Source organism: Ralstonia sp. R-29 (assembly GCF_049913345.1).
Lineage (GTDB): Bacteria > Pseudomonadota > Gammaproteobacteria > Burkholderiales > Burkholderiaceae > Ralstonia.
This window is the reverse complement of sequence record NZ_CP184377.1, coordinates 2,846,688-2,862,501: the sequence shown is the minus strand read 5'-3', so window position 1 is coordinate 2,862,501 and position 15,814 is coordinate 2,846,688. Positions and strand designations below refer to the sequence as shown.

15 protein-coding genes and 1 tRNA gene are annotated in these 15,814 nt (G+C 63.5%); 6 read left to right on the top strand and 10 right to left on the bottom strand.

Annotated features, from left to right (window positions below):
* Positions 1 to 20: 20 nt before the first annotated feature.
* Positions 21 to 530 carry a DciA family protein gene (locus tag ACN9M1_RS13490; protein WP_426395121.1) on the bottom strand — a complete coding sequence of 170 codons (510 nt, stop codon included), beginning with the start codon at positions 528 to 530 and terminating at the stop codon, positions 21 to 23.
* A 68-nt stretch (positions 531 to 598) separates the two neighbouring features.
* Between ACN9M1_RS13490 and ACN9M1_RS13485 the strand changes: the two genes are divergently transcribed.
* The 5 genes from ACN9M1_RS13485 to ACN9M1_RS13465 all read left to right on the top strand — a co-directional run bounded on the left by ACN9M1_RS13485 (position 599) and on the right by ACN9M1_RS13465 (position 7,281).
* On the top strand, positions 599 to 1,561 hold the full coding sequence (locus ACN9M1_RS13485; RefSeq protein WP_426395119.1) for a M23 family metallopeptidase: 963 nt from the start codon (positions 599 to 601) through the stop codon (positions 1,559 to 1,561).
* Between the two features lie 263 nt (positions 1,562 to 1,824).
* On the top strand, positions 1,825 to 4,629 hold the full coding sequence (gene secA, locus ACN9M1_RS13480) for a preprotein translocase subunit SecA (protein ID WP_426395117.1): 2,805 nt from the start codon (positions 1,825 to 1,827) through the stop codon (positions 4,627 to 4,629).
* Between the two features lie 73 nt (positions 4,630 to 4,702).
* The gene (argJ, locus tag ACN9M1_RS13475) at positions 4,703 to 5,932 is read left to right on the top strand and encodes a bifunctional glutamate N-acetyltransferase/amino-acid acetyltransferase ArgJ (protein ID WP_426395115.1); all 1,230 of its coding nucleotides are present in this window, start codon (positions 4,703 to 4,705) and stop codon (positions 5,930 to 5,932) included.
* A gap of 16 nt (positions 5,933 to 5,948) precedes the next feature.
* Complete coding sequence (locus ACN9M1_RS13470) at positions 5,949 to 6,833, top strand: ATP-binding protein (RefSeq protein WP_426395113.1); 885 nt, start codon at positions 5,949 to 5,951, stop codon at positions 6,831 to 6,833.
* On the top strand, positions 6,823 to 7,281 hold the full coding sequence (locus tag ACN9M1_RS13465; RefSeq protein WP_426395111.1) for an NUDIX domain-containing protein: 459 nt from the start codon (positions 6,823 to 6,825) through the stop codon (positions 7,279 to 7,281). The genes ACN9M1_RS13470 and ACN9M1_RS13465 overlap by 11 nt, the downstream gene beginning before the upstream one ends.
* Here the strand turns inward: ACN9M1_RS13465 and ACN9M1_RS13460 are convergent.
* The 7 genes from ACN9M1_RS13460 to ACN9M1_RS13430 form a co-directional block, all read right to left on the bottom strand.
* Positions 7,274 to 7,477 (bottom strand): DNA gyrase inhibitor YacG, encoded by a 204-nt coding sequence (locus tag ACN9M1_RS13460; protein ID WP_426395109.1) that lies wholly within the window; start codon positions 7,475 to 7,477, stop codon positions 7,274 to 7,276. The genes ACN9M1_RS13465 and ACN9M1_RS13460 overlap by 8 nt on opposite strands.
* Positions 7,478 to 7,485: 8 nt before the next feature.
* Complete coding sequence (gene zapD / locus ACN9M1_RS13455; protein WP_426395107.1) at positions 7,486 to 8,244, bottom strand: cell division protein ZapD; 759 nt, start codon at positions 8,242 to 8,244, stop codon at positions 7,486 to 7,488.
* Between the two features lie 132 nt (positions 8,245 to 8,376).
* On the bottom strand, positions 8,377 to 8,991 hold the full coding sequence (gene coaE / locus ACN9M1_RS13450; RefSeq protein ID WP_426395105.1) for a dephospho-CoA kinase: 615 nt from the start codon (positions 8,989 to 8,991) through the stop codon (positions 8,377 to 8,379).
* Positions 8,992 to 9,001: 10 nt separating this feature from the next.
* Positions 9,002 to 9,883 (bottom strand): prepilin peptidase, encoded by an 882-nt coding sequence (locus ACN9M1_RS13445; protein ID WP_426395104.1) that lies wholly within the window; start codon positions 9,881 to 9,883, stop codon positions 9,002 to 9,004.
* Complete coding sequence (locus ACN9M1_RS13440; RefSeq protein WP_426395102.1) at positions 9,883 to 11,148, bottom strand: type II secretion system F family protein; 1,266 nt, start codon at positions 11,146 to 11,148, stop codon at positions 9,883 to 9,885. Before ACN9M1_RS13440 ends, ACN9M1_RS13445 begins: the two co-directional genes overlap by 1 nt.
* A gap of 55 nt (positions 11,149 to 11,203) precedes the next feature.
* Positions 11,204 to 12,931, bottom strand: coding sequence for a type IV-A pilus assembly ATPase PilB (gene pilB, locus ACN9M1_RS13435; RefSeq protein ID WP_426395100.1), 1,728 nt, complete (start codon positions 12,929 to 12,931; stop codon positions 11,204 to 11,206).
* Positions 12,932 to 13,178: 247 nt separating this feature from the next.
* Positions 13,179 to 14,453: an HlyC/CorC family transporter gene (locus ACN9M1_RS13430; RefSeq protein ID WP_426395098.1), complete on the bottom strand. Its 1,275-nt coding sequence runs from the start codon at positions 14,451 to 14,453 to the stop codon at positions 13,179 to 13,181.
* On the opposite strand from ACN9M1_RS13430, the gene ACN9M1_RS13425 reads away from it, so the two are divergent.
* Positions 14,353 to 14,634, top strand: coding sequence for a hypothetical protein (locus ACN9M1_RS13425; RefSeq protein ID WP_426398914.1), 282 nt, complete (start codon positions 14,353 to 14,355; stop codon positions 14,632 to 14,634). The genes ACN9M1_RS13430 and ACN9M1_RS13425 overlap by 101 nt on opposite strands.
* Here ACN9M1_RS13425 and ACN9M1_RS13420 read toward each other — a convergent pair.
* A tRNA-Pro gene (locus ACN9M1_RS13420) sits at positions 14,623 to 14,699 on the bottom strand. The two genes, ACN9M1_RS13425 and ACN9M1_RS13420, sit on opposite strands and share 12 nt — an antisense overlap.
* Positions 14,700 to 14,725: 26 nt before the next feature.
* The gene (ispB, locus tag ACN9M1_RS13415) at positions 14,726 to 15,655 is read right to left on the bottom strand and encodes an octaprenyl diphosphate synthase (protein WP_426398864.1); all 930 of its coding nucleotides are present in this window, start codon (positions 15,653 to 15,655) and stop codon (positions 14,726 to 14,728) included.
* Positions 15,656 to 15,814 lie beyond the last annotated feature (159 nt).

Below are 15,814 nucleotides of genomic sequence, written 5' to 3'. Positions count from 1 at the left end.
AGCGCCCCGCGGGGCGCTTTTCATTTGGGCGGGATATGCCGCCCGACCATCTCGGCCAAGGCTCTGCGCAGTGGCGAATCGGGCAATTCTGCTGCCAGCGCAGCGAGACTGTTGACTCCAACTGCCGTCATCTTGGCGCGTTTAGGCGGCTTTTGGGTCTCTTGTGGCCACAAGCTGTCGTTGCCGCCCTGCGGTTGTACCCGTACACGAATTGCGGTAATCTGCGATCCCCGGCGCTGCAGACGCTCTAGCAAGGTGGGTACCACCTGCCGTAAGCGCGCCGCAGCCGCACTATGTGCGGCGAGCAGCACCAGAGTCGCTTCCCGGCTGTCGCGCGCATCGTTCTTGATGCCACCGATGGCCACACCGCCGCCCAAGCCGGGCGGCAACAGCGACAACACCTCCGCTTCCAACGACGCCAATTGCCTGGCGGTCCGCATCAGCGAGCCGACCGAACCGGCACCCGACAGCCAGTCCTGGACGGGTTTTGCCACCGGCGTTTTGAGAGCGGGATGAACAAAGATTCGCATGCCGGCATTGTAGGGCGCTTGACCGCGCTTTCGTGCCGTCGGGCGGCTTTTTTGTCCGGAAAAGAGCGATGCAGATCATCCTGATTCATCCACGCAAGGCCGGCGCGGTCCACCTGTCGCGACGCGGCGTGTTCATCAGCCTCGGCGTGGCGTTGCTCGCCGTAGCGGGCCTGTCTGTCGGCGGGACGTGGCTGGCCGCCAAGCAAGGCTTGCTACCTGTCGCCGGTGCGCCGGCGGTGGCCGGCGCCGACCCGCGCGTGACCCGCGAAAACCTCAACCTGATGGCCGCCCGCATCGGCGAAATGCAGGCGCAGATCGCGCGCCTCGATGCGCTGGGCGCGCGCGTGTCGGGCTTGGCCGGCGTGCCGCCGCGCGAGTTTGATTTCAAGTCCCAGCCGGGACGGGGTGGCCCGGAGGGCGCGTTCTCGCGGCCGATGTCGATGCCGGAGATCCAGTCCGAGTTGAACCGCCTGACGCGTTCTGCCGACCAGCGCAACGATTACCTCAGCGTGCTCGAAAGCACCCTGATGGACCGCCAGATCCACGCCAAGATGATGCCGACCGTGCGTCCTGTCGCCACGGGCTACGACTCCTCGGGTTTCGGCGTGCGGATCGATCCGTTCACCGGCCGGCGCACGCAGCATGACGGCGTGGACTTTGTCGGCTCGGTTGGCACGCCCATCGTGGCGGCCGCAGGCGGCGTGGTGGTGGCCAGCGAGTTCCATCATGAGTACGGCAACATGATCGACATCGATCACGGCAACGGTCTGAAGACGCGCTATGCACATGCGTCCAAGGTCTTCGTGAAAGTCGGTGACATCGTGAAGGCGGGCGAGCGCATCGCGCTGATCGGCCGCACGGGCCGAGCTACCGGCGCGCATTTGCACTTCGAGGTGCATGTGAATGATGTGCCGCAGAACCCGGTGGCCTTCCTGGAAAACGCCGGCCAGCCCAAGATGGCGGCCAACAAGGCGGCCCCGAAGGTGGCAGCGGCGGACATCGGCAAGAGCATGGCGGCTGCCGGCCACTGATCCGGCCTGGGTTGCAATCGGGGGCGCCCGTCCCCAATTCAGCGTGGTTGCGTGGCTGCCCGGGCGGCGTTCGGGGCGGCCCCAAAGTGCGGCGTTCCTGCCACATCCGGCGGGTTTGCTGCCATCAAGCGGGTGTTGTGCACATGCTAAACTCCCGCCTTTGCGCCAACCCTGCGCCAACCTATTTCTGGGCCATTGCGCCGCCTGTGTTTCGCCGCTTTCTGCGAAGCGTTTTCCGGGTGGCTCGCCGGCCCTAGCCATCGATGATCACGGGCCTTCTCAAGAAGATTTTCGGCAGCCGTAATGAACGGCTGATCAAACAGTACCGCCGCAAGGTGGCGCAGATCAACGCGCTCGAGCCCAAGTTCGAAGCGCTGTCCGATGCCGAGCTGCAGGCCAAGACCGAAGAATTCCGCCAACGCTTTGCCAAGGGCGAGACGCTCGACGCGCTGCTGCCCGATGCGTTTGCCGTGTGCCGCGAGGCTAGCAAGCGCGTGATGAAGATGCGCCACTTCGACGTTCAGCTCATCGGCGGCATGGTGCTGCACGACGGCAAGATCGCCGAAATGCGCACCGGTGAAGGCAAGACGCTGACCGCTACGCTGGCGGTGTACCTGAACGCCATCTCCGGCCAGGGCGTGCACGTGGTGACGGTCAACGACTACCTCGCCCAGCGCGATGCCGAGTGGATGGGCAAGCTCTACAACTGGCTCGGCCTGTCGGTGGGGGTCAACCTGACCACCATGGACCACGACCAGAAGCAGGCCGCCTACGCGTCGGACATCACCTACGGTACCAACAACGAGTTCGGCTTCGACTACCTGCGCGACAACATGGTGTACGACGCCGGCCAACGCGTGCAGCGTCCGCTGAACTACGCCATCGTCGACGAGGTGGACTCGATCCTGATCGACGAAGCGCGTACGCCGCTGATCATCTCCGGCCAGGCCGAAGACCACACCGACCTGTACCGCCGCATGAACGGCATCCCGGCACAGCTCACGCGCCAGATCGGCGAAGAGAAGTCCGACGGCACGGGCGTCGAGAAGCCGGGCGACTACTACGTCGACGAAAAATCGCACCAGGTCTACCTGACTGAATCGGGGCACGAGAAGGCCGAGCAGATCCTGCTGCAAGCCGGCCTGATCGGCGAGGGCGAATCGCTCTACGCGCCGCAGAACATCACGCTGATGCACCACCTGTACGCCGCCCTGCGCGCGCACAGCCTGTTCTTCCGCGACCAGCACTATGTGGTGCAGAACGGCGAGGTGGTAATCGTCGATGAATTCACCGGCCGTCTGATGAGCGGCCGCCGCTGGTCCGATGGTCTGCACCAGGCTGTGGAAGCCAAGGAAGGCGTGCAGATCCAGCAGGAAAACCAGACGCTGGCGACGATTACGTTCCAGAACTACTTCCGCATGTACAACAAGCTGTCGGGCATGACCGGTACGGCGGATACGGAAGCGTACGAATTCCAGGAGATCTACGGCCTGGAGACCGTGGTGATCCCGACCAACCGCACGCCGCAGCGCAAGGACTTGCAGGATCAGATCTACAAGACCGGCAAGGAGCGCTACGACGCCGTCATCCGCGACATCCGCGATTGCTACGAGCGCGGCCAGCCGGTGCTGGTGGGCACGACGTCCATCGAAAACTCCGAGCTGCTGTCGAACCTGCTGAACCAAGCGAAGCTGCCGCACCAGGTGCTCAACGCCAAGCAGCACGAGCGCGAAGCCGCGATCATCGCGGAAGCGGGCCGCCCCAAGGCGATCACCATCGCCACCAACATGGCCGGCCGCGGTACCGACATCGTGCTGGGCGGTAATGTGGAGAAGCAGGCTGGCTTCGTGATGGCCGACGAATCGCTCTCCGACGAAGAAAAGGCCGCGCGCGTGAAGCAGTTGCAGGACGAATGGCAATCGCTGCACGAGCAGGTGAAGGCCGCCGGTGGCCTGCACATCGTCGGTACCGAGCGCCATGAGTCGCGCCGGATCGACAACCAGCTGCGTGGCCGTGCCGGCCGTCAGGGTGACCCGGGCTCGTCGCGCTTCTATCTGTCGCTGGACGACCAGCTGCTGCGCATCTTCGCGGGTGACCGCGTACGCGCCATCATGGATCGCCTGAAGATGCCCGAAGGCGAGCCGATCGAAGCCGGCATCGTCACGCGCTCGATCGAATCGGCCCAGCGCAAGGTGGAAGGCCGCAACTTCGACATCCGCAAGCAACTGCTGCAGTACGACGACGTTGCCAACGATCAGCGCAAAGAAATCTACAAGCTGCGTAACGAGATTCTCGAAGCGCAGGACGTGGGCGATCTGGTCAAGAACCTGCGCGAATCCGTGTTCACCGAGCTGTTCCGCACCTACGTGCCGGCCGAGACCATGGAAGAGCAGTGGGACGTCGCCGGTCTGGAGAAGACCCTGCGCGAAGACTGGGGCGTCGACCAGCCGCTGGTGAAGACGCTGGAGTCCGCCGAGTCCATCGAAGACGAAGAGCTGCTGAAGATGGTGCTGGACGCCGCTGAAGCCGTGTACGAAGGCAAGGTGGCGCAGGTTGGCCGCGAGTCCTTCGCCGGCTTTGAGCGTTCGGTCATGCTGCAGAGCCTCGATACGCACTGGCGCGAACACTTGGCCGCGCTCGACATGCTGCGCCAGGGCATCCATCTGCGCGGCTATGCGCAGAAGGACCCGAAGCAGGAATACAAGCGCGAGTCGTTCGAACTGTTCGGCCGCCTGCTCGACACCATCCGCAACGAAGTCACGCGCATCGTCTTTACCGTGCGTATCCAGTCGCAGGAAGAACTGGAACAGGCGTCCGAGCAGATCGAAGAGGATCTGTCCGCGCTCTCCAACGTGCAATACAAGCACGATGAGTTCAGCGAACTGGCCGAGGTGGCTGCGGGCGACGCTGAGATTCACGGCGCAGAACCGGGCATGCCGGCCCACCGTTCTGCTGCTGCGGCCGCTGCCGCTGCACTGGCGGGTGAAGTGCCCAAGGTTGGCCGCAACGACCCGTGCCCGTGCGGTTCGGGCAAGAAGTACAAGCAGTGCCACGGCAAATTGGTCTGACGCTGTTTAGAACCGTTTTCTGTTGATTCACGATGCCCGCACTGCGGGCATCCTCATTTGAAAGGTGTGCTCCATGGCTGTGAATCTCGTCGCGCCTGCCGCTGACTCCCTGTTGCCGATCGACGGCGTGGACCTTGGCTGGGCCGAGGCCGGTGTGCGCAAGGCCAATCGCAAGGACGTGCTGCTGGTGCGTATTGCCGAGGGTTCGAGCGTGGCCGGTGTATTCACGCAGAACCGTTTCTGCGCCGCACCCGTGCAGGTGTGCCGCGAACATCTGGCCAGTGGCAAGGGCGCACGCGCCATCGTCGTGAATACGGGCAACGCGAATGCGGGCACCGGCGCGCCGGGTCTCGCGCTTGCTCGTCAGACGTGCGATGCCGTCGCCAAGCTGCTGGACCTGTCGCCGGAGCAGGTGCTGCCGTTCTCGACGGGCGTGATTCTGGAGCCGCTGCCGGTCGACCGCATCATCGCCGGGCTGCCGGCTGCGCAGGCCAACGCCAAGCCCGACAACTGGCTGGCCGCCGCGGAAGCCATCATGACGACGGACACGGTGCCCAAGGCCGCGTCGGCCACCTGCACGCTGTCGGGCAAGACCGTGCGCATGTCGGGTATCAGCAAGGGCGCGGGCATGATCCGCCCGAACATGGCGACGATGCTCGGCTTCATCGCCACCGACGCCAACGTGGACGAGACAGTGCTGCAAGGCCTCGTGCGCTATGCGGCTGATCATTCGTTCAACAGCGTCACCGTGGATGGCGATACGTCGACCAACGACTCGTTCGTCGTCATCGCCACGGGTCGTGCCGGCACACCGCGCATCGACTCCGAATCGCACCCCGACTACGCGGCGCTGCGCGATGCGCTGACGAGCCTTGCACAAGACCTCGCACAGAAGATCGTGCGCGACGGCGAGGGCGCGACCAAGTTCATGGCTATCCAAGTGGAAGGCGGCCGCAACGTGGAAGAGTGCCGCCAGATCGCCTATGCGGTGGCGCATTCGCCGCTGGTCAAGACCGCGTTCTACGCGTCGGACCCCAACCTGGGCCGCATCCTGGCCGCCGTCGGTTATGCCGGCGTGACGGACCTCGACGTGAACGGCGTCAACCTGTGGCTCGACGACGTGTGGGTCGCGCGTGACGGCGGCCGCAACCCCGACTACCGCGAAGAAGACGGCCAGCGCGTGATGAAGCAGGCCGAGATCACCGTGCGCATCGCACTGGGCCGCGGCGATGCCACCGCCACCGTGTGGACGTGCGACTTCTCGCACGACTACGTGTCGATCAACGCGGACTACCGCTCGTAAGCCGGAGCCCGCCGTTATGTCGTCCGACCTTTCCGCACGGCTCGACCGCTTCCTGGGGAGGCTTGAGCAGTGGCTGCCCGCTGAACTGACTGAAGCCGACTGGAACGAGGCTGTTGCCTTCCGGTGGCGCAAGCGCCAGAGCCTGTTCGGCAACATCGGCTATCTCGCGCCGATTCGCCAATTGCCGCCGATCCATCTGAGTGACCTGCACAACATCGAGCGCCAGAAAGACGCCATCGTCGCCAATACGCGCCAGTTTGTGAGCAAGCTGCCGGCCAACAACGTGCTGCTCACGGGCGCGCGCGGCACCGGCAAGTCGTCGCTCATCAAGGCATGCCTGAACGCATTCGTGAAGGACGGCCTGCGCCTGGTCGAAGTCGACAAGGATGACTTGGCGGATCTGGGCGACATCGTCGAGCAGCTCTCGCAGCGCCCCGAGCGCTTCGCGATCTTCTGCGACGACCTCTCGTTTGAAGAAGGCGAATCGGGCTACAAGGCGCTGAAGTCTGCACTGGACGGCTCGGTCGCGACGCAGTCGGACAACGTGTTGATTTACGCCACGTCGAACCGGCGCCACTTGCTGCCGGAGTATATGAAGGACAACGAGACCTACCAGCATACGTCGGACGGCGAAATCCATCCGGGCGAGGTGGTGGAAGAGAAGATCTCGCTGTCGGAGCGCTTCGGGCTGTGGCTGTCGTTCTATCCGCCCAAGCAGGACGAGTACCTGACCATCGTGGGCCACTGGCTCAAGCACTTCGGCTGCAGCGACGAGGACATCGCCGCCGCACGTGGTGATGCGCTGGTCTGGGCGCTGGAGCGCGGCTCGCGTTCGGGTCGCGTGGCTTGGCAATTCGCCCGCGATTGGGGTGGCAAGCATGGGCGGCAGCATGTCGACTGACAATCTGACCCAAGTGCCGCCGACGCACACCCCCGACGGCCGCAAGATCACCGAAGTGGCTGTTGGCGTGCTCATGCAGCCGGACGGTCAGTTTCTGCTGGCGCAGCGCCCCGAGGGCAAGCCGTATGCGGGCTACTGGGAATTCCCGGGCGGCAAGCTGGAGGCGGGCGAATCCGTGGAAGCGGCGCTTACGCGTGAGCTGAAGGAAGAGCTGGATGTCACGCTACGCACTTGCGCGCCGTGGCACACCATCGAGCACGATTACCCGCACGCGTACGTACGCCTGCACTTCTGCAAGGTGACGGCGTGGGATGGGACGTTGCGTGCGCTGGAAGGCCAGGACTTCGCTTGGCAGACGCTGCCGATCAGCGTCGATCCGGTGTTGCCGGCAACGCTGCCCGTGTTCGAGTGGATGCGCGAGGAAAGAGAAACTCGGACGGCTAGTTGAGCTTGCCGTTGGTATCGCCGCCCGGGGCTTCGGGTAGGTCGTCCTCTTCCACCACGGGAATCGTGTATTGCTCGGCGGCCCAGGCGCCAAGGTCGATCTGCTTGCAACGCTCGGAGCAGAACGGGCGGTAGCGGTTTTCCGGCACCCAAGGCACCGGCTTGCCGCAGGTCGGGCATTTGACGGTCTTCACGTTCATCGCAAAGGCTAGAAATTACAGAGCTTCAGCTGGAACGGGATATCTGCGTCGACCGGCTTGGGCCGCACTTCGCCATCCTGCTGGGTAAAGCGCACCCAGAGCATGTACTTGTTGGCGCTGATCTCGGGAATGAACCCCAGCGCCGCATCGTCCAGGCGCACCTGCATGAGCTGATACACGCGACCCGACAGCATTTGCTGATAGCTGCCTGCAGTAGCAATCACCTTGCCACTCTGGCCGGACTCGCGCAGCAGGCGCAGCACGATCATCGTCGCATCGCGCAGCGGCACGAGCGGCTGGGCCCATTTGATGATGTCGGCGCGACGGCGATCGGCGGGGTGATGCTGCCATGCAAAATACGCCGGCAAATCGAATTCGCATGTGCCGCCCGGGATGATGGCGCGGCTGCGGATGCTCGTCAGCCATTCGTTGTCGGCGATAAGCTGGCCGGCCTTGCCGTGCGTGGCGGTGAGGTTGCCCGAAGCGGTTTCCAACTCGCTGATGACGGCGTCGAGCGCGTCCTGGTCGATCTGCGGATTTGCGCGCAGCGCGGTCAGCGTCTGGCGCTGGCGATCGAGTTCCTTGAGCAGGTCGGCCTTGAGGTCGGCGCGACCAGCCACGTCAACGACTTCGAATAGCGTGGTCAGGGCCACATGGTGCTGCAGCGGATGTTCCTGCGCGAGAAAGAAATCCAGACGCTCGAACAAGTCTTCGAGACGCAGCAACGTCCGAATGCGTTCGTTGAAGGGATATTCGTACAGGATCAAAACTTGGGTGCCCGGTTTGCGGGCCTGCTGGCATAGGCCCCGAAGCCCGTTTGGCTTCGATCTGCCCGCATTCTATGCGAGACCCTCGCGCATCACAATGCAAAGGGCCGTGGCGATCGCTTTCAGGCTATTTCAGTTCGACCGATAGGCTTGGTCCAGACGGTCGATCTGCGGGATGAGTTCAGCGAGTGTGCCACTGTTGTCGATCACGTCGTCAGCGGCGGCCAAGCGGGCGTCGCGGCTGGCCTGGCGGGCGATGATGGCCTCCACCTGCGCGCGCGGCAGGCCGTTGCGGGCCATCACCCGGGCAATCTGCGTTTCGACGGGGCAGTCGACCACCAAAATGCGATCGACCAGCGTGCGCCAGCTTTGATGCCCCGCCAACGATTCCACCAGCAGAGGGACCACATAGACGAGGTACGGATGGGCGCCCGATGCCTGCGCTGCGGCCCCGCGTGCGAGGCCGATTTCGCGGATCAGCGGATGCGTGATCTGTTCCAGCCGCGCCTTGGCGGTGGCATCGGAGAAGGCCAGGGCGCGCATGGCGTCGCGGTCCATGGCGCCATCCGCGCGCAGGATGCCTGCGCCGAACGTGTCGACCAGCTTGGGGATGGCGGCGCCGCCGGGTGCGGTGATCTCGTGCGCGATGGCGTCGGTATCGACGATGGCGGCGCCGCGCTCGGCCAGGCGGTCCGCCACGTAGCTCTTGCCGCTGCCGATGCCGCCCGTCAGCCCGATCACGCGCATGCCGACATCCTTACGGCGCCAATACGGGGCCCAACCCCGTCAGCACGACGAGCTGCGGGCCGGCCAGCAGTGCGATGACGCCCGCGCCGGCAATGAAGGGTCCGAACGAGAACGGTGATTCGCTCTTCGCACCCCGCGCGATGCGCACGAGGCCAAACACCAGCCCGACTACCGACGACAGCAGCACGAGCAGCGGCAGCGCTTGCCAGCCAAACCACGCACCGAGCGCCGCCATCAGCTTGAAGTCGCCATAGCCCATGCCTTCGCGGCCGCGCAGCAACTTGTAGGCCCAATAGATGGACCAGAGGAAGAGGTACCCCGCCATCGCGCCGATCACCGCGTCCTGCAGATGCGCGAACATGCCAAACAGGTTCACGCCCAGGCCGAGCCAGAGCAGGGGCTGGGTGATGGCGTCGGGCAGCAATTGGGTGTCGGCGTCGATCATCGTGCCGGCGACCAGGAACCACAGTAGCACCGCCGAGGCGACGGCCACCCACGTCGGGCCGAAGTGCCACAGGCAAGCGGCGGTCAGCAGGCCCGTGACCAGTTCCACGGCGGGGTAGCGCCAAGAGATCGGCGTTTTGCAGGCGCTGCAACGACCACGCAGCGCGAGCCAACTCAAGATCGGAATGTTCTCCACTGCCTTGATCTGATGCCCGCACGACGGGCATGCCGAGCGAGGTACGACCAGGTTGTAGGTATCGGGGTGGGGCAGCGGCTCTTCGCGCAGCTCGGCAATGTAGTTGGCCTCGTCGCGCTCGATCATCCGTGGCAGCCGGTGGATCACCACGTTGAGGAAGCTGCCGACGAGCAAGCCGACCAGCCCGCCGGCTCCGGTTACAAACCACGCCGGCAAGAATGCCAGCGTGGGAATGACGAACATCTCCGGCATTACACCACCTGGCCCAGCTTGAAGATCGGCAGATACATTGCCACCACCATGCCGCCGATCAACACGCCAAGAATCACGATGATGAGCGGCTCGATCAGGGTGGAGATGTTCGCCACCGCATCATCCACTTCGCGTTCGTAGAACTCGGCCACCTTGAGCAGCATGTTGTCCAACGCGCCGGATTCCTCGCCGATCTGCGCCATCTGCAGCACCATGTTGTCGAACACGTGTGTGGCTTGCATCGCGTTAGTCAGGCTGGTACCGATGCGCACGGCCTGCTGAATTTCCAGGGTGGCGTCGTGGTAGACCCAATTGCCTGCCGCACCTGCGACGGATTCCATCGATTCCACCAAGGGCGTGCCGGCCGCAAACATCGTCGCCAACGTACGCGTCCAGCGGGCGATGGTTGCCTTGCGGATGATGTTGCCGAAGATGGGGATCCGAAGAATCCAGCGATGTGTGGAGCGCTGCACGTTCTCGGAGCGCTTGAACGCCCGGGCGAACAGCGTAATGCCGATGATGGGTGCAAAGACAATGATGTACCACCACTGCACAAAGAAGTCGGAGATGCTCATCACGACCAATGTCGGGGCCGGGAGCGTGGCACCAAAGCTGGAGAACACGCTTTTGAACGAGGGCACCACGAAGACCATCAGCACCACCGTCACGATGAAAGCCACTGACAGCACCGAGATCGGGTAGATCATGGCCGACTTGATCTGCGCCTTCAGCGCGATCGACTTCTCCATGTACAGCGACAGGCGTTCAAGCAGCGCGTCGAGAATACCGCCCTGTTCACCTGCGTCGATCAGGTTGCAGTACAGCGTGTCGAAGTACTGCGGATGGCGTCGGAAGGCTTGGGCCATGCTGCTACCCGACTCGATGTCGAAGCGGATTTCTGTCAGCAACTGCGTGAAGTTCGGATTGGCGTGGCCCTTGGCGATGATGTCGATCGACTGCAGCAGCGGCACGCCGGCCTTGAGCATGGTCGACAGTTGGCGCGTGAAGTACGCCACATCCTTCGGCACGATCTTCTTGCCGCGCGCGGCGCGCCTGCGCTTGGACTTGGTGATCGACAGACCTTGCTTACGCAGGACGGCATTCACCTCGGTGATGCTCTCCGCGCGCATCTCGCCCTTGAAGATCTTGCCTTTGCGGTCCTTGCCTTCCCACTCGAAAATGTACTGTGTGGGTGCCTTTGTCTTGGCAGTCTTACGTGCCGGCGCGGCGGCCGCGCGGTTGGCGGCGGGTGCTCGTGTGGCCATGGTTGGTTCCTACCCCCCGGTATGGGAACGATTGATCGAGAAGGTTATTGGTCGCTTATTGGTTTGTGGTGGCCAGCACTTCCTCAAGGGAAGTCAGCCCCAGCTTGACTTTCTTCAGGCCCGCTTCACGCAGCGACAGCACACCCTCTTTGCGTGCCTGCTCAGCGATCTGCAACGCAGTGCCGTGCGTCAGGATGATCTCCTGGATCGCCTCGGTGATCGGCATGACCTGGTAGATACCGACGCGGCCCTTGTAGCCGCTACCGTTGCAGGTTTCGCAGCCGACCGGATGGTACGGCTGCCAGGAACCGTCGAGGTCGGCTTCCGTAAAGCCCGCGTCGAGCAGCGTTTCCTTGGGCAGCGGCCCCGGTTTCTTGCATTCCTTGCACAGCCGGCGCGCCAGACGCTGCGCCGTGATCATCAGTACCGACGACGCGATGTTGAATGGCGCCACGCCCATGTTCATCAGGCGGGTCAGCGTGGTTGGTGCATCGTTGGTGTGCAGCGTGGAGAACACCAAGTGGCCCGTCTGCGCGGCCTTGATCGAAATATCCGCCGTTTCCAGGTCGCGGATTTCGCCCACCATGATGATGTCCGGATCCTGCCGCAGGAACGACTTGAGCGCCGCCGCAAAGGTCAGCCCTGCCTTGTCGTTCACGTTGACCTGGTTGATCCCGGGCAACTGGATTTCCGCCGGGTCTTCAGCCGTGGAAATGTTGATGTCGCCCGTATTGAGCTTGTTGAGGAACGTGTACAGCGACACCGTCTTGCCCGAGCCGGTGGGGCCTGTCACCAGCACCATGCCGTACGGGCGCTTGATCACGTCCACAAGCAACTGCTTCTGCTCGGGCTCGTAGCCGAGCTGATCGATGTCGAGCCGTTCGGTGGACGACTCCAGAATCCGGATCACGATCTTCTCGCCGAACAGCGTCGGCAGCGTCGACACCCGGAAGTCGATGGCGCGCTCGATCGTCTCCTTGTTGTCCTTGTCCTTCTTGTCTTTCGGGACGGTGATGAGCAGCTTCATGCGGCCGTCTTGCGGCACGCGCTTTTCCGAGATATCCAGGCGAGAGAGCACCTTGATGCGGGTGGCGATCTTGTCGCGGATATCCAGCGGCGGCTGCGCAACCTGGGCCAGGATGCCGTCAATGCGGAAGCGCACGCGGTAAAACGTTTCAAACGGCTCGAAGTGCAAGTCGGAGGCACCGCGCAGCAGCGCCTCGGTAAAGAGCTTCTGAAGGAAGCGCACCACGGGGGCATCGTCGATGCCGTCGGTGGTGGTGCGGCGCGTGGCGGCAGCGGCGCCCGGGTCGTACTCGATCTGCTTGGCTTCCTGTACAGGGAAGAGCGACTTGATCTCCGCCGGCGCCTCGTTGGCGAGGCTCAGCTGGCGCACCAGCTTGTCGTGCTCGACGATGACCGTTTCGATCGCCACGTTCATCTTCTGGCGCAGCTCTTCGATCGGCTTCGGGTCGCTCGGGTCGGACGTGGCCAGAATGAGGCGGTTATCGCGCCGGCCTAGCGGCAGCAGGCGCAGTTGGGAGAAGTGCTTGTTAGCCGCCAGCACAGCCGGCACGGTGTCGAGCTTGTACTGGGCCAGGTCCAGCAGCGGCATCTGGTACTTGCCGGCCACGAAGACCGCCAGATCGTGCGCGCTCATGATGCCGCTGCCCACCAGTTCGTCGATCAGTTGCGTGCGCTTTTCGCGCGCGCTCTGTTCGAGCTGGGTGAGCAACGTCGGCGCGATCCGCCGGCTCTGTGCTAGAGCGAGTCCAAGTGTCATGAGCCTATCTGACTGACCATTTCAGCGCGCACCCGGCCCCACTGCCTCCAGTGCACGCCCGCCCCCCAAGGCGAGTTGTTTTGTGTGTTGTTGCGGGCCCCACCCATTCGTGGGGGGTGACGGCCGGAATCGGGGCAGTTTGCCGACCGCCCCTACATTTGTAAAGCGCACATCAAAGCGCAGCTTGCATTTGTGCCACAACGGCAGAAAACCGCCCGGGCTGAAGCTTTTCGCCGCCAGTGTGGCCCTAACTACGCTTTCCATCCGCTGGCCGGTGCAGTCGCACGGTCCGGATCGACTGGTTGTCCATCTGCACGATGTCCATCACGCACCCTGCCACCCGTACGCTGACGGTCGCTTCCGGAATTTCTTCCAGCACTTCCAGTACCAGCCCGTTGAGCGTCTTGGGGCCATCAGTCGGCAAATGCAGGCCCAGGCGCCGGTTCAAGTCGCGCAGGGACATACCTGCATCCGCCAGATAAGCGCCCTCGGCGTCCCACGCCAGCTTGCCGGCGTTGGGCAGCGTGGTGGTGAACTCGCCGATCATCTCTTCAATGATGTCTTCCAGCGTCACCAGCCCCAGCATGTCGCCGTATTCGTTGACGATCAGGCCCAGGCGTCGACGGTTCTCCTGAAAGTACTGTAGCTGGCGGAAGACGGGCGTGCCGCTTGGCACGAAGTACGGTTCGGCCAGCAGATTGCGGAAATCGTCATGCGTCAGCTCGGTATGCCCCAGCAGCGACAGCACTTTGCGCACATGCAGAATGCCGATCACCTGATCGCTGTCCTGCTCGAACACCGGCAGCTTGTTGTGATAGCAGGTCTCCAGTTGCTGGATCACCTCATCAATCGGGCGCGACAGATCGAGCGATTCCACCCGCGCGCGCGGTGTCATCACATCGTCCACCGTGATGGCGTCCAGATCGAACAGGTTGAGCAGGATGCTGCGGTGCTTGTGCGGAATGAAGTTGCCGGACTCCAGCACCAGTGTGCGCAGTTCCTCGGTCGACATCCGCTGTTCTGGCGCCGCTTTTGTATTGATGCGCACCAGCCGCAGCACGCCCATGGCGAACGTATTGACCACGGCCACCAGTGGCGTCGAGACGGTCAGCAACGGCTTGATGATGAAGCTGGCCGGAAATGCAACGCGTTCCGGGTACGTTGCGCCCACGATCTTCGGGGCGATCTCGGCGAACACGATGATGAGAAACGCGACGAAGGCCGTAGCAATGGACAGTGTGGTCCCGTTGTTGCCGAAATAGTGGATCGCCAGGGTCGTGGTCAGCACCGGCACGGCGGTGTTGATGAGGTTGTTACCGATCAGGATGAGCGAGAGCAGCTTGTCGGTCTGGCCGAGCAGTTCCTGCGTATTGCGCGCGCCCGAGACGTTGGACTTGGCGAGATGGCGCAGGCGATGGCGGTTGAGCGCCATCATCGCGGTTTCGGAAATCGAGAAGAAGGCGGAGCAGCACAACAGCAGCGCGACGGCGCCGATTTGTGCCCAGAGCGGCCAAGAGTCCAAGGTGGGGGCGGAAGAAAAGCAAGGCGCCCACTATAACAGAGGGGTTTGTCGCGCCGATGCGGGCCGCCGCCGCGTATGCCTTTGCTGCAAATCCACCTCAGAGGGCGCCCAGAAACAAAAAAGCCCAGCAATTGCTGGGCTTGATGTCCTTGATCGACAAGGGAATTTCTGGTCGGGGTGAGAGGATTCGAACCTCCGGCCTCTACGTCCCGAACGTAGCGCTCTACCAGGCTAAGCTACACCCCGATGCTTCTTTGCAGATCTCGCGCTGGTCAGGACTGACGTTGCAGCGAGAAAGCACACAAGTCTATCAGCGTCTGACGGAAAAGGGAAGGGGGTAATGCATTTGCTGCTTCCTCGGCGGCAGCGGCTTCGCGTTCAGCGGCCTGGCGCGTGTACTCCAGCGCGCCGGAAGCCTGGATCGCAGCGAAGATCGCGTCGAAATGTTCCGTGCCGCCTTGCTCGATTGCCTCACGCACCAGCACGCGTTGCTCTTCCGTGCCGTTGCGCAGCAAATAGATGAGCGGCAGCGTCGGCTTGCCTTCGCGCAAGTCGTCGCCGGCGTTCTTGCCCATCTGATCTGCGGTGGCGGTGTAGTCGAGCAGGTCATCGACAATCTGGAATGCGGTGCCGATGCGCCGGCCGTATTCGGCGGCGGCCTCTTCGGTGGCGGTGTCCGCGCCCGAGAGTACGGCGCCGATCTGTGCGGCAGCCTCGAACAGCTTGGCGGTCTTGTAACGGATGACTTGGAGATAGCGCTCTTCCGTCACGTCGGGGTCGTGCATGTTCAGCAGTTGCAGGACCTCGCCCTCGGAGATGATGTTGGTGGCGTCGGCCAGGATCTGCATGATGCGCATGCTGTTGGCCTGCACCATCATCTGGAAGGCGCGCGAATACAGGAAGTCGCCCACCAGCACGCTGGCCGCGTTGCCGAACACGGCGTTGGCGGTTTTGCGACCGCGGCGCAGGTCGGATTCGTCGACGACGTCGTCGTGCAGCAGCGTGGCGGTGTGGATGAACTCGACCACGGCGGCCAGTTCATGGTGGTACTCACCCCTGTAGCCCAGCGCATTGGCCACTAGCAGCAGGATCACCGGGCGCAGGCGCTTGCCGCCGGCGCTGATGATGTATTCGCCGATCTGGTTGATCAGCACGACCTCCGAGCCGAGGCGGCGGCGGATCACGGCATCGACGGCGCGCATGTCTTCAGCGACGGGGGCGAGCAGGACGGAGGCGGAGGTCTGAGTCAAGGCGGGTTCCGGCGGAGGCGGTGTGACGGATGGTTGGCTTGCGCGCGCTCGATGCGGCGCAAAAACCGCGAGATTATAGAGCAAGCAGGTGGTTTGCCCGGTGTGTCGGCG

Bases quoted from the DNA above. Each gene is read 5' to 3' on its own strand.
- ACN9M1_RS13465 (WP_426395111.1), top strand. From the start codon at position 6,823: ATGTCGACTGACAATCTGACCCAAGTGCCGCCGACGCACACCCCCGAC.
- ACN9M1_RS13445 (WP_426395104.1), bottom strand. From the start codon at position 9,883: ATGCCGGAGATGTTCGTCATTCCCACGCTGGCATTCTTGCCGGCGTGG.
- pilB (WP_426395100.1), bottom strand. From the start codon at position 12,931: ATGACACTTGGACTCGCTCTAGCACAGAGCCGGCGGATCGCGCCGACG.
- ACN9M1_RS13440 (WP_426395102.1), bottom strand. From the start codon at position 11,148: ATGGCCACACGAGCACCCGCCGCCAACCGCGCGGCCGCCGCGCCGGCA.
- ACN9M1_RS13470 (WP_426395113.1), top strand. From the start codon at position 5,949: ATGTCGTCCGACCTTTCCGCACGGCTCGACCGCTTCCTGGGGAGGCTT.
- ispB (WP_426398864.1), bottom strand. From the start codon at position 15,655: ATGCGCGCCGTCGATGCCGTGATCCGCCGCCGCCTCGGCTCGGAGGTC.
- secA (WP_426395117.1), top strand. From the start codon at position 1,825: ATGATCACGGGCCTTCTCAAGAAGATTTTCGGCAGCCGTAATGAACGG.
- argJ (WP_426395115.1), top strand. From the start codon at position 4,703: ATGGCTGTGAATCTCGTCGCGCCTGCCGCTGACTCCCTGTTGCCGATC.
- coaE (WP_426395105.1), bottom strand. From the start codon at position 8,991: ATGCGCGTGATCGGGCTGACGGGCGGCATCGGCAGCGGCAAGAGCTAC.
- ACN9M1_RS13460 (WP_426395109.1), bottom strand. From the start codon at position 7,477: ATGAACGTGAAGACCGTCAAATGCCCGACCTGCGGCAAGCCGGTGCCT.
- ACN9M1_RS13490 (WP_426395121.1), bottom strand. From the start codon at position 530: ATGCGAATCTTTGTTCATCCCGCTCTCAAAACGCCGGTGGCAAAACCC.
- ACN9M1_RS13485 (WP_426395119.1), top strand. From the start codon at position 599: ATGCAGATCATCCTGATTCATCCACGCAAGGCCGGCGCGGTCCACCTG.